The organism is Pantoea sp. IMH (assembly GCF_000599885.1).
In the GTDB taxonomy this organism is placed as follows: domain Bacteria; phylum Pseudomonadota; class Gammaproteobacteria; order Enterobacterales; family Enterobacteriaceae; genus Erwinia.
On the sequence record NZ_JFGT01000006.1, the window covers coordinates 506882 to 521393 of the forward strand.

Sequence of the window (14512 nt, forward strand, 5' to 3'; positions counted from 1 at the left end):
AAACTGTCCCGACAGACCTCCCGCTTCGCCGGTGGGAGGTATTTTATTCGTTATCGGGAAATCCGCATGAAACCTGGCTTAGCCACCGCTGCCTTTCTGTTACTGCTCACCTTTTCCTGTAGCGCCAGCGCAACAGAATATCCTTTGCCGCCAGAAAATAGCCGTCTGATTGGCGAAAATATTACTTATACCGTTCCGGCCGATGGTCGATCGCTGGAAGCGATTGCCGCATCACATAAAACCGGCCTGCTGAGTATGCTTGAAGCGAACCCGGGTACGGACCCATGGCTACCCACCGCCGGTAAGGTACTGACCATACCTACACAGATGCTGCTGCCGGATACCAGGCGCGAAGGTATCGTGGTGAATGTCGCCGAGCTGCGGCTTTACTATTACCCGAAAGATGAAAATAAAGTGATTGTCTATCCTATCGGCATTGGCCAGCTTGGTGCGAACACGCCAGCGATGGTTACCCGCATCAGCCAGAAAATCCCTAACCCTACCTGGACGCCAACGCCAAATATCCGCAAACGCTACGCGGCAGAAGGCAAAACCCTGCCAGTGACGGTGCCTGCGGGGCCGGAAAACCCGATGGGCCTGTTTGCGATGCGACTGGCTTATGGGAAAGGGCACTATCTGATCCACGGAACCAATGCCGACTTTGGCATCGGTATGCGTGTCAGCAGCGGCTGCATTCGTTTGCGGCCAGATGATATTGAGGCGCTGTTTAACAGCGTGCCGGAAGGGACACGCGTGCAGATCATCAATCAGCCAGTGAAATATGCGCAGGAGCCTGATGGGAAACGTTATATAGAGGTTCATCAGCCACTTTCACGCAATGAAAAAGACGACCCGCAAACCATGCCAATCGTACTGGCCCCTGCTGCGAAGAAATTTATCGGCAGTGAGTTAAGCGATCGGGACATGATTAAAGAAGCGATGACGCGCCGCGCAGGTATGCCCGTACTGGTCAATCAAGGTGAAGTGGCCAATGAAACCCTGATGCATAGCCAGATCTCTGGTCAGGCAAGCCCTGAGGGCGTAAAGAGTGAGGCTGGTAGTCAGGGGTAGCTGATGTGACAGCGAGGCTTAACATGGATTCTGCGGCGTCTGGGGGCGCCTGTAAAACGGAGGGCGTACTGGCTCAGGCCTGATAAGAAAAAACAGCAATCTGGTAGTTGCTGCATATGGCGAAATAAGGCCAAAAAAAATGGCGCACACTGTGCGCCATTTTCATTACCAGAACTCTTACTTACGGTAAGAGTGAGCCTGGTTGTCCAGACGCTGGTTAGCGCGTGCTGCGTCATCTTTAGCAGCCTGAACGTCAGAACGCATTGCGTTCACGTCGTTGCTCAGCTGGTCAACTTTAGCGTTCAGAGTCTGAACGTCGGTAGACAGCTGATCGATTTTAGCGTTGCTTGAACAACCAGCCAGCAGAGTTGAACCCAGAATTACCGCGCCCAGTACCAGTTTAGTACGATTCATTATTTATACCCTCTAGATTAAGTTAATCTCCATGTAGCCTTACAAGTATTACACAAAGTTTTTTCTAATGAGAATAAATTTTTGATGAGAAAGTGCTTAATTTTGATCGTTCGCTCAAAGAAGCATCGTAATTTTAATTACTGACAAAAAATTTAGCGAAAACAGTGAATTTTAATCGGACGCGTCTTTTGTTAAACCACAATTACATCGTTATTTTCGATTGGCAGTTTTTTGAAAAGCTATTATGCAAAGCATAAAAAAAACGCCCCGAAGGGCGCTTTTTAAATAGCTTGACGTAACGTTTAATTACAGTACGTGAACGGAAGCCGTATTGGTCGTCCCGCTTGGTACCAGCGCACCAGATACCATTACCACCACGTCGCCTTTCTGACCGTAGCCACTCGCAACCGCCGCTTCTTTACCGATACGGTAAAAATCATCGGTAGAGGCGATCTCTTTCACCACAGAAGTGATGATCCCTTTGCTCAGGATAAGCTGACGGGCTGTCTGCTCATTCGTGGTCAGCGCCAGGATAATGGCATTAGGGAAGTATTTGCGTACTGATTTCGCAGATTTGCCACCTTCAGTCGCGACCACAATGATCGGCGCCTCAAGATTTTGCGCGGTCTCAACCGCACCACGGCAGACGGCCTCGGTGATGCGCATTTTGCGGTTATCGTGCTGGCTGTCGATACGGCTCTTCATCACGCGATCGGTACGCTCGCAGATCGTTGCCATGATCGAAACGGATTCCAGAGGATATTTCCCTTTTGCACTCTCGCCGGAAAGCATGACTGCATCCGTTCCGTCCAGAATAGCATTCGCCACGTCGCCGGCTTCTGCACGGGTAGGGCGGGGGTTTTTGATCATGGAATCGAGCATCTGCGTAGCAGTGATCACAACTTTGCGCGCACGGTTACACTTTTTGATCATCATCTTCTGCGCGAAGATAACTTCTTCTACCGGGATCTCAACGCCCAAGTCGCCACGTGCCACCATGATACCGTCGGAAGCGTCCAGAATTTCGTCAAAGTTATTCAGACCTTCCTGGTTCTCAATCTTGGAGATGATCTGAATGTGTTCGCCGCCGTGCTGCTTCAGATGCTCACGGATCTCCAGCACGTCTGAACGTTTACGGATAAACGAGGCCGCAACGAAGTCGACACCTTGTTCACAACCAAAAATAAGGTCGCGTTTGTCTTTTTCCGCCAGCGCGGGCAGCTGGATAGAAACACCGGGCAGGTTAACGCCTTTGTTCTCACCGAGGTCGCCGTTGTTCAGCACTTTACACACAACGGTATTTTCGGTGACTTCAGTCACTTCCATACCGATCAGGCCATCGTCTACCAGCACGGTGTTGCCAATTTTCAGGTCGGAGGTGAAACCCTCGTAGGTGACAGCAACGCGCTCGCTGTTACCGATGACGGACTGGTCAGTGCTGAACGTGAATGTCTGGCCCGCTTTCAGCGAAACATCGTTACCGCCTTCCAGCTTCATCGTGCGGATTTCCGGACCTTTGGTATCCAGCAGAATGGCCGCTTGATGGCCACTTTTATTCATAACCGCACGCAGATTCGCGATGCGTTTGCCATGCTCTTCATAATCACCGTGTGAAAAGTTCAGGCGCATCACGTTCATGCCTGCATCAAGCAGGTTGGTCAGCATTTCTTCAGATTCGGTTTTTGGGCCGATGGTACAAACAATTTTGGTCTTTTTCATAACAGATCATCTATTAAAGTTGTGATGGATAAGAAAAGGAAAATGATGGCAGTCCGGGTAAGACAGCCAGCAGAAATTTTTTCGTTAAGAGCATACAGCGGTACAGCTTAAGAATAGGAGATGGTAGAAAAGCGTGCAGAGGAAGTTGAATCGCGGCTTCAGCGCGCGTGCGCAAAAGTAGGGCGCAGCAAACTACTGTTTTTAATAAAGGGTCTACCATGCGCTGAAACCATTCAGGTGAAACAACGTTTTATATTATAGACGCTAAGTATACGAAAACCAATAAAAAAGCGTGAGTTGCGTAACGGAAGCTTGCGCCAGGTCAGGTTAATGCGCAAAAAAGCGGGTAGAACCTTTTCAGATTATACGCAGACAAACGGCGGTCGCCGATGGACGTCAGGATACTCAGCATAACAGGTGAGGGCAGCAGCCGGAGTGGTTCAGCGAAAGGGAAATATGCAACCAGACAATAAGTAACGTAAACGCTAACGACACAAACTGATAATGCGATGTACAACAACAATGATGTGCGTCAGGAGGCGTTCAGGCAGGCAAACAGAAGGTAACGACCGGAAGTCAAAAAAAGCGTAAAGGGGAAGCAAAGCGTGCAATCAGGCGATGGTGCGTTCTAGAGGACTCGAACCTCCGACCCCCACCATGTCAAGGTGGTGCTCTAACCAACTGAGCTAAGAACGCAAAAGAATGGTGCGTCCGAGTGGACTCGAACCACCGACCCCCACCATGTCAAGGTGGTGCTCTAACCAACTGAGCTACGGACGCACTGTGGTGCGTTCTAGAGGACTCGAACCTCCGACCCCCACCATGTCAAGGTGGTGCTCTAACCAACTGAGCTAAGAACGCGCCGATGCTGTCTTGGTGACAGCGGGGACGAATATTAACGACAGCGCCATCACCTGGCAAGCGGAAATCCGCTTTTTTCTGCGTGACTGCTGCTACCTTGTGCGAAGCGCAGCAATTTTAAACACGCAGAGGGCAAAAGCGCCGTAAAATTAATGCGCTGAGCGGGACAAAATGGCTTCAGCAGGCTGCCGCTGAAGACGGATAATCCGCCATACCATCATCACAGCGGCAGAGGTCAGACCGATAATAAAGCCGGTCCAGAACCCCGCAGGCCCCATCGGAGCCACGACCCAGTCGGTCAGCGCGAGGATATAACCGCTTGGCAGACCCAGCACCCAATAGGCAACGAAAGTAATAAAGAATATCGATCTGGTATCTTTATATCCGCGCAGGATGCCGCTGCCAATCACCTGAATCGCATCGGAAAACTGATAAATGGCTGCCAGTAGCATCAGCTGGGCGGCAAGCGTGACAACTTCCGGATTATCGTTATAGAGCAGGGCGATCTGCTCGCGGAAAATTACCGTCAGCAGCGCCGTCATCATCGCCATCGTCACACCGACCGCCTGCGCACTCCACGCTGCCACCTTAGCGGCTTCGGGCGACCCCTGGCCGAGGCGGAAACCTACCCGGATGGTGGTAGCGACGCCCAGCGACAGCGGCAGAACAAACATTAGCGAACTGAAGTTCAGCGCAATCTGGTGGCCGGCAACGTTAACGATCCCCATAGGCGAAACCAGCAGAGCCACCACCGCAAACAGCGTGACTTCGAAAAAGAGCGCCAGCGCAACCGGCAATCCCAGCGTGAATAGCCGCCAGAGCACTTTGCGATCCGGCGGGCTGAAGCGTACCGGCAGGCGGATATCACGCATTGAGCGCGCCCGGCTGACCCAGTAACGCATGGCGATAAACATCACCCAGTAGACGGTTGCGGTCGCCACACCACAGCCAACGCCGCCCAGCGCGGGCATACCGAAATGGCCGTAAATAAAGATATAGTTAACCGGAATATTGACCAGCAGGCCGATAAACCCCATCACCATACCCGGCTTGGTTTTTGATAATCCTTCACACTGATTGCGGGCAACCTGGAAAAAAAGGTAGCCCGGCGCTCCCCACAGCAGCGCGTGAAGGTAGCCTTCTGCCTTACTGGCCAGAACGGGATCGACGTTTTGCATGGAATTGATGACGTAGCCGGCGTTATACAAAACGATCATGATCAGCAGCGAAGAGAACGCCGCCAGCCAGTAGGCCTGACGGACCTGCCAGGCAACGCGATCCCGTCGTCCGGAGCCATTATATTGCGCAACGACTGGCGTCAGAGAGAGAAGCAGACCGTGGCCAAAGAGAATTGCCGGCAGCCAGATGGACGTGCCCACCGCCACGGCCGCCATATCGGTGGCGCTGACCGAGCCGGCCATAATTGTATCAACAAAGCCCATGGCCGTTTGCGCAACCTGCGCCAGGATCACCGGAATCGCCAACGCCAGCAGCTGGCGGGCTTCTGTAAGGTACTTCTGCACAGATACACCTGTTTATTGTAAATTTAGACAAGCCTGACGGCGGCGCATACGTAAATCTATGGTCAGGGCGCAGCACAGCAGGTGCTTTAGTGTAACGCCCGCAGGGTAAATAGCTACTTATAAGCGGAAAGATTAGCGCATTGTTGAGCTACCGTGCGGGGAGAGTTGGTTTTAAAGGGCAGCCAGGGCAAACTACTGTAAAGAATAAGCTATATGAGGCAACGACTATGTTTACCGGAATTGTTCAAGGTACGGCTGAGTTACTCGCCATTGAAGAAAAACCGAATTTCCGCACCCACGTTGTCAGGCTGCCGGAAGCGATGTTGCCGGGACTGGAACTGGGCGCATCCGTGTCACATAACGGCTGTTGTCTGACGGTCACAGAAGTGAATGGCGACAGAGTCAGTTTCGATCTGGTAAAGGAAACGCTGCGCATCACTAATCTGGGTGAGCTGAAGGTAGGTGATACCCTTAACGTGGAGCGCGCGGCGAAGTTCAGTGATGAAATTGGCGGGCATCTTATGTCGGGCCACATTATGACCACGGCTGAAATCGTTAAAATCATCGCTTCGGAAAATAACCGCGAAATCTGGTTCCGGCCAAAAGATACGCTGCAGATGAAATATATCCTGCATAAAGGCTATGTTGGCATCGATGGCATCAGTCTGACGGTAGGGGAAGTCACCAGAACGAAATTTTGCGTGCATCTTATCCCTGAAACCCTGGCGAGGACCACGCTGGGCGCTAAACGCCTTGGTGATAATGTGAATATTGAGATCGATCCTCACACCCAGGCGATTGTCGATACCGTCGAGCGCGTACTTGCTCAGCGCGAGGCTACCGTAGAGACGCTTCGTCCGTAAACGAAAAGGGCCGGAAATCCGGCCCTTTAATCGGCTACAAAACTGGCGCCACCTAGCGGGGGACGCGAAGCCCGCCCTCAACGCCATGAGAAAAGAGCACCTGCCAGAGTTGAATATCCCTGGCGCGGAATGCACCGGCGCAGGCATTCAGATAATAGGTGAACATCCTTTTAAAACGCTCACCATAGGCTTCCGCCAGCCCGGGCCAGGCAGCAAGAAAACGTTGATACCACGCCATCAGCGTTAAATCATAATCCTGACCAAAATTATGCCAGTCTTCCATCACAAAATAGGGTTCGTGTGCATCCGCAATATGACGAACGGAAGGCAGGCAGCCGTTGGGGAAAATGTATCTATTGATCCAGGCATCCACGCTTTCGTCCGTTTTATTCGCACCGATAGTGTGCAGAAGAAACAGGCCGTCAGGTTTCAGGTTGCGGTTAACAACCTCGAAGTAGGTCGCGTAATTTTTGGGACCGACGTGTTCAAACATGCCAACTGAAACGATGCGGTCAAATTGCCGATCTAAATCGCGGTAGTCCTGAAGTAAAATCGTGACGTCCAGGCCTTCGCAGCGCTGCTGAGCCATTTTCTGCTGCTCTGCAGAAATGGTGACGCCGCTGACTTTCGCACCGTAATGCCGCGCAGCATACTCAGCCAGACCACCCCAGCCGCAGCCGATATCCAGCAGCGTCATGCCCGGTGCCAGCTGTAACTTTTCGCAAATCAGTTTCAGCTTGGCATCCTGGGCCTGCTCCAGGGTTTTTGCTTCTTTCCAGTAGCCGCAGGAGTATTGCATATAAGGGTCAAGCATACGGGAGAAAAGATCGTTACCCAGATCGTAATGCTCCCGGCCAACAATCCAGGCACGTTTGCGCGACTGCAGATTAGTTAACCGCGCCGCAACGACACGCAGGGTGTCTTTGAAGTGGTGAGGAAGTTCATGATCGAGCCTGGCGGCGAGCACGCGGTGGAAGAAGATATCCAGCCGTTCGCATTCCCACCAACCGTCCATATAACTTTCACCCAGCCCCAGCGAGCCTTCCTGCAGAACGCGTTTAAAAAAATCGGGGTTGGCTACCTGGATATCCCAGGGACGGGAACCACCAACCGTGATGTCAGCTTTGCGCAACATTTCCTGGACAATCTGAAACCAGTGATTCTCTGCCAGGTTCACTTCTTCTATACACGAGGAACTCATAGTCTCTCCATCACCCTGTGTGATTGAAACCTGAGAAAAAGCATAGACAATTTCTGCAGGATTGTGAGAAGCCGCACGGAATTACCCTACGGCTGATATCCGACGTTACAGAGGTTGCTGTGAAGGCCTGCAGAGTTGCGTAACGAGCGTGACGCAAAGAACGATGTTGACTGCCCTGTCAGGTCTTAAAAATAAAAGATCGTCTCGTTATTATGCCTGGAGTATATGCTCACCCCAGGCATAATTCAAAAGCATATTGTTAGGGTGCTAACTATGCGTACGTTTTTCGTTAATGTGCATTTGAACAGGCAACGGCGGGGGCATTTACGCGTTGCAGGAAATAGCCCATTACCGCCAGCAAAACCGTCGCCAGCATCACCAGTGAGCTGGTCAACAGAGGCGTGGCGATATACGTTGAGATCAGCAGGCTCGCCAGACAGCAGAGGCCGAGCTGCAGCGTATTCTGAAGTGCTGCCGCTTTGCCGCTGGCCTGCGGAAAGGGCAGCAGGGCGTTTGAGACGACGATAGGGTAGATCGCGCCGTTTGCCAGCGCGATGCCGCAAAACGGCAGCAGCAGCCCCCAGATTGAGGGTAAGGTTTGCTGGGCCGAAACAAAAAATGCGGCGATGCTGAGGCTGTAGATCGCCAGCAGCCAGGGGAGCAGGGCTGAGCCTTCACGGCGTTTCAGTAAGGTACGGCAGCCGTAGCCGCCGATCAGGAAAGCCAGCGTCTGCGGAAAGTAGCTCAGGCCAATGCTTCCCGGCGACATTCCCAAAGAGCCAAGAATAAAAGGCGAACCGGTCAGCCAGGCGAAAAAGCTGGCAGAGCAGGCCGCGTAAATAAGCACATTGCCGCTATAGACCGGGGACTTTAACAGAGAGATAAAGCCCGTGCTTTTCCCATCTGCTACGCTGGCGGTGGCCCGGCGTCCCTGGGCAAGGAACAGCGTGCAAAACAGCAGGACGACTGAAATCATCAGCAGCGCGACAAAAATTGCCCGCCAGCTGAAGTGATTAAGCAGCCATGCGCCCAGTAGCGGAGCCAGCGCTGGCGAAAGCGCCACCAGCGGCATAATGGTGGCAAAAACTTTATTTGCCTGTGCGGCAGGATAGCGATCCACAACCAGCGCCTGCCAGGTGACCGCAGCGGCGCAAATGCCGATGGCCTGGATAAACCGGAGTACCAGCAACATGGTCGCATCGGTGATCCACCACATTGCGCCACAGCTAAGCGAAAACAGGCCGAGGCCCATCAACAGAACAGGTTTACGTCCAATCCGGTCAGACAAGGGTCCCCAGAACAGCTGCGCACAAGCGAAACCGGCCAGGAACAGGCTGAGGCTGGCACTGATAGCCCCGGCGCCGGTCTGTAAATCGTGCTGCATCGCGCCAAATGCAGGAAGATACATATCGGTGGCGAGAAAACCCACAATGCTCAGCATTGCAAGATAGAGGGTAAATCCTTTTGACGGCATGATTGTGCTCTTAAAAAGTGATGAATGAAACGCGGCAGAGTGTAATACCGTGCCAAAGGCGTTGTGAAACGCTAATATTTGCATCCTGACTTCAAAAAAATTGCAGGCAAATAAATGTGGTCCGAACATTCACTCGAGGTGATTGATGCCGTTGCCAGAACGGGTAGCTTTACCGCCGCGGCCAGCGAGCTTCACCGCGTACCTTCTGCGATCAGCTATACCGTCAGGCAAATGGAAACCTGGCTTGCGGTACCGCTGTTTGAACGGCGGCACCGCGAGGTGGTGCTGACCGATGCTGGCGCTGTTTTTATTCAGGAAGGCCGGACTGTTATCAAAAAAATGCTTTCCACCCGGCGACAGTGTCAGCAGGTCGCTAACGGCTGGCGCGGGCAATTGAATATTGCGGTTGACCGGATTGTGAAGCCCGGCAGAACACGCCAGCTGGTGGTCGATTTTTACCGCCATTTTCCTGACATGGAACTGCATCTCTCAGAAGAAGTGTTCAATGGCGTCTGGGATGCGCTGGCTGACGGACGTGTGGATGTGGCGATTGGCGCTACTCAGGCTATTCCGGTCGGCGGCCGCTTCGCTTTTCGTGATATGGGCGCGCTGAACTGGCGATGCGTGGTACAGGCGGGGCATCCGCTGGCGGGTCGGGCGGAAACCCTGAGCGAAGAAGCTATTCGTGAGTGGCCCTCGCTGGTTCTGGAAGACACCTCACGCGCATTGCCCAAAAGAACGACCTGGACGCTGGATAATCAGCGCAGGCTGGTGGTTCCTGACTGGGAAAGCGCCTTTGACTGTCTGCGGGCAGGATTGTGCGTGGGTATGGTACCGGGACATCTGGCGCGGCCGCTATTGAAAAGTGGCGTACTGAGTGAAATAACGCTGGCCGCGGCTTTCCCGGACAGCCCCTGCTGCGTCAGCTGGTCACAACAGCAGCCCACACCAGCGCTGAACTGGCTGCTGGATTACCTGGGAGATTCAGAAACGCTTAATGGTGAATGGCTGAGCGAGGGAGAATAAAGCGGCTGCACCCGACAGGCCGGAGAGCGCCGGGATGCGGGGTGCAGACGTGGGCTTATCGGCGATAGTCGACGAAAGGACCATCGGCGACGGAGCGGCGTTCAATCAGGCTCGGATGCACCTCAATGGTTTGCGGCTCTTCGCGCTTGCTGGTGATACGATCGAGCAGCATATCGAAAGCCGTCTCGCCAAGCCGTTCTTTAGGCTGATGGACGGTGGTCAGCGCCGGAGTAAAGTAACGCGCGTTGCGCACGTTATCGTAGCCGATGACCGAGATATCCTGGGGGACACGCAATCCCATCTCATCTGCGGCGCAGATTGCGCCCATCGCCATCACGTCACCGCCGCAGAACACCGCGGTCGGACGCTGCTTAGCGGATAAAATTTGCTGCATGGCGCGATAGCCAGACTCCGGCTCGAAATCGCCCTGCACCAGCCACTCATCACGCAGAGTGATGCCCGCTTCAGCAAGCGCTTTAAGAAAACCGGCGTGACGACCACCGCCGGTATTCCGCTCCATCTGCCCGGGAATGGCGCCGATATCGCGATGACCACGATCGATCAGATAACGGCCCACCATATAACCGCCCTCAAAAGCGTTATCCAGCACGGTATCGGTAAAATCGCCACGGGATTCGCCCCAGTCCATCACCACCATTGGAATATTACGGCTGTCTTCAAGCATTTTAATCAGCTCATCGGGATACTCAGAGCACATGACCAGCAAACCATCTACACGTTTTTGCGCCATCATGGAGAGATAAGCCTGCTGCTTCTCTAAGTTATTATGGGCATTTCCCAGGATCAGCGTATAGCCCTTAGCGAAGCAGCGATTCTCCACCGCTTCGATAATTTCGGCGAAATAGGGTGCTTCGCTGGAGGTGGCCAGTAAACCGATGGTTTTGGTGTGGTTCACTTTCAGGCTGCGTGCCACGGCGCTGGGCGAATAGTGCAGCGCCTTAATCGCGTCCCAGACGGCTTCGCGCGTATCATCAGCGACAAAGCGGGTTTTATTGATAACGTGGGACACCGTGGTGGTGGAAACACCGGCGCGTTTGGCCACGTCTTTGATTGTTGCCATTAACTAGCTACTCCTTCGCTTATCGTAATCGCTTGATAAGTCAGTTGTTAATCGTTTGCCTGCTGCGGGCATTCTTCCTGACATCTGGGGGCGTTTTTATTAAAATCAGTCAGAGGTGTCAGGAAGGAAAGAAGACAATCGGGGTCCGCTGTTGCGCATTCAGGAATCTATCCGATCGTGCTGTTGCGCAACGAAAACGGGATTCTAACAAGGCTGGCGAGAGAAAACGAGATTTTTACCTGTAACTGTGGGAAAATCTAACCGTCATTAACTGTAAGGGTATTAAGGAGCGCGAAATGGATACCGATCTGAAATTTTCATTGCTGACCACGCTTGGCGCACTGCTGATGATTATTGCTTTTAGTTTTACTGCCGTTCTGCATTAAGTTCACCGGGCCAGCACCACGTCTGGCCCTGCCTCCGCAGCAATTAGCGAACGCTACCCGGCGTCATCACCCGACGCGCACCAATATAATGCTGCCGCCAGTAGTTATCCGCCAGCGCGCTCACCTGGATATCTTTGCCGGTGCTTGGCGACTGGATGAACTTGCCGTTCCCAAGATAAACGCCGACATGGTCGGCCATTCCCCGATCGTGGATGCGGAAAAATACCAGATCGCCTTTTTCCAGATCGCTGTGTTTTACCACCGCCGCATCGCGCAGTTGATACATCTCATTAGCGGTGCGGGGAATTTTAAACTTCACCAGGTCTTTGTAGGCGTACCAGACCAGGCCGCTACAGTCGAATCCGCTATCAGGCGATGCACCTCCCCGTATATAGGGCTTGCCCAGTTGCCCCATCAGCTTGCTCATGGCGGTCTCACGCGCCTTCATATAGCGAGCGCGTTGCGTTTTAGTGAGCCTGAGCGGAGCGGTAGCGTCATAGGTTCCAGCATGCCGGACGCGCCCTTTTGTATGGGGGCGGGCAGCGGCCTTTTTGCTGGCTTTATGCTTGCCAGTTAGCGCTTTGTTTCGTCCCGTGTTAGCTGGTTTCAGTGGGGCTGTAGCGGCTTTAAGCGGCCGGGCCTGCTTACGTTTTGCGTGCAACGGGGCCGTGTCCGGCACTTTACTTTTCCTGGCGGTGATCTGTTTCACTGGCCGCCGCTTGCGTCGGTCATCATCGCGGACGGATTTTCCGTCCAGGTTCTGCTGATTTGCCTTCGCCGTTGCGTGTGGCGAGGCGTGAGCCAGATGAAAAAAGAGCTGGCTGAAGACCAGCATAATAAGCAGGATGAGTGAACGCATCGTTACCGTTAACAGTTTGTGCTCCCGTTGCGGTGGGAAGCTGGCCAAATTTCAAGCTCTGCCTGGCAGCAGAGGGTCCTGGCAATTCTAATCTAACTCTTTCCGCGAAGGTAAGGCCTTTTTTGTATCAATGTTTCATCGTAGAAAATTAACGTAAAAATAAGCTAAATCAGTATGTTATATATACAGTAATGCTGACAGAGGCGATAATTAAGCCCTTCTTTGTGCCGCAATAAACCGTTCAGAGTTGCGTTTGTGCGCGTAAGCCGCACTCGCGTGGTGACCCCGGCTAAAAATGTCGTTTTCAACGGAGGGAGAGAGTCGCTACAATAAACAGACACGAAGTATCCGTTTAAGGAAGGCATTTATGAGTACTGTTGAAAAAATTGAGCGCCAGATTGCAGAAAACCCGATTCTGCTTTACATGAAAGGTTCACCAAAGCTGCCAAGCTGTGGCTTTTCTGCCCAGGCTGTCCAGGCGCTGTCCGCCTGTGGCGAGCGCTTTGCCTATGTCGATATCCTGCAAAATCCGGAAATTCGTGCCGAGCTGCCAAAATATGCTAACTGGCCAACCTTCCCACAGCTGTGGATTGATGGCGAGCTGGTTGGTGGTTGCGACATTATTATTGAAATGTATCAGCGTGGCGAATTGCAGCAGCTGATCAAAGAAACGGCGCAGAAATATCCTTCTGATGCGGCTGAATAAGCCTCAGAACAGCTCCACGGCGGAATAAACCCGTAAAAGATGCTGATGAACCCCACCGACAGGTGGGGTTTTTTTTGATTCAATCCTGGCGTTGCTGCGCGTCATTTTCCGCAACCGGCAGGGGCCAGCCACCCAATCGCTTCCAGCGGTTAACCAGCTCGCAAAACAGGTCAGCAGTCTGCACCGTGTCGTAAAGGGCGGAGTGCGCCTGACTGCTGTCAAAAGGCATTCCGGCCGCGAGACAGGCCTTCGCCAGCACGGTCTGACCCAGCACCAGACCACTCAGCGCGGCGGTGTCAAAAGTGACAAAAGGATGGAAAGGGTTACGCTTCAGCCCGGCGCGTTCGGCGGCGGCATTCATAAAGTTCAGATCGAAGGTGGCATTGTGGGCAACCATAATGGCGCGGTTGCATCCCTGATCCTTAATTCCTTTACGGACCAACTTGAAAATAGCGTGCAGCGCTTCATATTCGCTGACCGCTCCACGAAGCGGGTTGGCAGGATCGATGCCATTGAACGCCAGGGCTTCGGGCTGCAGAATGGATCCCTCAAACGGCTCAACGTGGAAATGCAGCGTCTCATCTTTTTCCAGCCAGCCATCTTCAGTCATCTTCAGGGTGACGGCGGCCACTTCCAGCAGCGCATTTGTTTTGGCGTCAAAACCGGCGGTTTCCACATCAATCACTACCGGATAAAAACCGCGGAAACGGCTACAGAGGGCGTTAAGTTCGTTCGGTTCAGACATCAGGATCTCACAGGCGAAAAAATGCAGGGCGTATTATGGCAAATTTCGGCGTGGGATGCAGCAGAGGAAGAGGGGAGAAGGGTGCATAAAGCACCCTTTACTGATCAGTTGCCGAGACCGTGTCCGGCCTGCTTGTTTTCAATCAGTTCAATTTTGTAGCCGTCCGGATCTTCGACAAAAGCGATAATGGTGCTGCCGCCTTTAACCGGACCTGCTTCGCGGGTGACGTTACCGCCATCTTTACGGATGCGATCGCAGGTTGCCGCGACGTCATCCACGCCCAGCGCGATATGACCGTAAGCGTCACCAAGGTTATAGCTATCCACGCCCCAGTTGTAGGTGAGTTCGATAACAGCACCTTCGCTCTCCTCGGTATAACCGACAAAGGCCAGCGTGTATTTGTATTCAGCATTTTCACTGGTACGCAGCAGACGCATACCCAGAACCTTGGTGTAGAAATCGACGGAGCGTTGCAGATCGCCAACGCGCAGCATGGTGTGAAGTAAGCGCATAACATCCTCTTTTGAGTCGCGTCATCGTCCGATGACGAAAAAACTAAGTATAGCGTTGATTTCTCAGGGCG

The 14512-nt window shown here is 53.1% G+C and carries 14 protein-coding genes and 3 tRNA genes; 5 read left to right on the forward strand and 12 right to left on the reverse strand.

Annotation, left to right across the window (positions count from 1 at the left end):
• The first annotated feature begins 66 nt into the window (after positions 1-66).
• Complete coding sequence (locus tag EA20_RS0116810) at positions 67-1071, forward strand: L,D-transpeptidase family protein (RefSeq protein ID WP_024967935.1); 1005 nt, start codon at positions 67-69, stop codon at positions 1069-1071.
• 177 nt (positions 1072-1248) lie between these two features.
• Here EA20_RS0116810 and EA20_RS0116820 read toward each other — a convergent pair whose 3' ends face one another.
• The 6 genes from EA20_RS0116820 to EA20_RS0116845 all read right to left on the reverse strand — a co-directional run bounded on the left by EA20_RS0116820 (position 1249) and on the right by EA20_RS0116845 (position 5588).
• Positions 1249-1485 carry a major outer membrane lipoprotein gene (locus EA20_RS0116820; RefSeq protein WP_013201929.1) on the reverse strand — a complete coding sequence of 79 codons (237 nt, stop codon included), beginning with the start codon at positions 1483-1485 and terminating at the stop codon, positions 1249-1251.
• A 306-nt stretch (positions 1486-1791) separates the two neighbouring features.
• On the reverse strand, positions 1792-3204 hold the full coding sequence (gene pykF, locus EA20_RS0116825) for a pyruvate kinase PykF (protein ID WP_024967936.1): 1413 nt from the start codon (positions 3202-3204) through the stop codon (positions 1792-1794).
• A 619-nt stretch (positions 3205-3823) separates the two neighbouring features.
• Positions 3824-3900, reverse strand: a tRNA-Val gene (locus EA20_RS0116830).
• A gap of 7 nt (positions 3901-3907) precedes the next feature.
• Positions 3908-3984: transfer RNA gene (locus EA20_RS0116835), tRNA-Val, on the reverse strand.
• A gap of 4 nt (positions 3985-3988) precedes the next feature.
• Positions 3989-4065: transfer RNA gene (locus tag EA20_RS0116840), tRNA-Val, on the reverse strand.
• Positions 4066-4214: 149 nt separating this feature from the next.
• Complete coding sequence (locus EA20_RS0116845; protein ID WP_024967937.1) at positions 4215-5588, reverse strand: MATE family efflux transporter; 1374 nt, start codon at positions 5586-5588, stop codon at positions 4215-4217.
• A 227-nt stretch (positions 5589-5815) separates the two neighbouring features.
• Here EA20_RS0116845 and EA20_RS0116850 point away from each other — a divergent pair, with 227 nt between their 5' ends.
• Complete coding sequence (locus tag EA20_RS0116850; RefSeq protein ID WP_024967938.1) at positions 5816-6451, forward strand: riboflavin synthase; 636 nt, start codon at positions 5816-5818, stop codon at positions 6449-6451.
• A 52-nt stretch (positions 6452-6503) separates the two neighbouring features.
• On the opposite strand, the gene cfa is transcribed toward EA20_RS0116850, so the two are convergent.
• Positions 6504-7652, reverse strand: a complete 1149-nt coding sequence (gene cfa, locus EA20_RS0116855; RefSeq protein ID WP_024967939.1) for a cyclopropane fatty acyl phospholipid synthase — start codon at positions 7650-7652, stop codon at positions 6504-6506.
• Positions 7653-7941: 289 nt separating this feature from the next.
• Positions 7942-9126 (reverse strand): purine nucleoside transporter PunC, encoded by a 1185-nt coding sequence (punC, locus tag EA20_RS0116860; protein ID WP_024967940.1) that lies wholly within the window; start codon positions 9124-9126, stop codon positions 7942-7944.
• 114 nt (positions 9127-9240) lie between these two features.
• Between punC and punR the strand changes: the two genes are divergently transcribed.
• Entirely contained in the window at positions 9241-10152 is a 912-nt protein-coding gene (gene punR / locus EA20_RS0116865) for a DNA-binding transcriptional activator PunR (protein ID WP_024967941.1), read from the forward strand.
• Positions 10153-10207: 55 nt separating this feature from the next.
• Here the strand turns inward: punR and purR are convergent, their stop codons facing one another.
• Positions 10208-11233: an HTH-type transcriptional repressor PurR gene (purR, locus tag EA20_RS0116870; RefSeq protein ID WP_024967942.1), complete on the reverse strand. Its 1026-nt coding sequence runs from the start codon at positions 11231-11233 to the stop codon at positions 10208-10210.
• A gap of 296 nt (positions 11234-11529) precedes the next feature.
• Between purR and EA20_RS20895 the strand changes: the two genes are divergently transcribed.
• On the forward strand, positions 11530-11619 hold the full coding sequence (locus EA20_RS20895) for a YnhF family membrane protein (protein WP_152540249.1): 90 nt from the start codon (positions 11530-11532) through the stop codon (positions 11617-11619).
• A 43-nt stretch (positions 11620-11662) separates the two neighbouring features.
• Here the strand turns inward: EA20_RS20895 and EA20_RS0116880 are convergent, their stop codons facing one another.
• Positions 11663-12478 carry a C40 family peptidase gene (locus EA20_RS0116880; RefSeq protein ID WP_024967943.1) on the reverse strand — a complete coding sequence of 272 codons (816 nt, stop codon included), beginning with the start codon at positions 12476-12478 and terminating at the stop codon, positions 11663-11665.
• Between the two features lie 367 nt (positions 12479-12845).
• Between EA20_RS0116880 and EA20_RS0116885 the strand changes: the two genes are divergently transcribed.
• Positions 12846-13184, forward strand: coding sequence for a Grx4 family monothiol glutaredoxin (locus EA20_RS0116885; protein ID WP_024967944.1), 339 nt, complete (start codon positions 12846-12848; stop codon positions 13182-13184).
• 79 nt (positions 13185-13263) lie between these two features.
• Here the strand turns inward: EA20_RS0116885 and rnt are convergent, their stop codons facing one another.
• Both rnt and gloA read right to left on the reverse strand, forming a co-directional pair.
• Positions 13264-13929, reverse strand: coding sequence for a ribonuclease T (gene rnt, locus EA20_RS0116890; RefSeq protein ID WP_024967945.1), 666 nt, complete (start codon positions 13927-13929; stop codon positions 13264-13266).
• A gap of 104 nt (positions 13930-14033) precedes the next feature.
• Positions 14034-14441 (reverse strand): lactoylglutathione lyase, encoded by a 408-nt coding sequence (gloA, locus tag EA20_RS0116895; protein WP_024967946.1) that lies wholly within the window; start codon positions 14439-14441, stop codon positions 14034-14036.
• Positions 14442-14512: the final 71 nt, after the last annotated feature.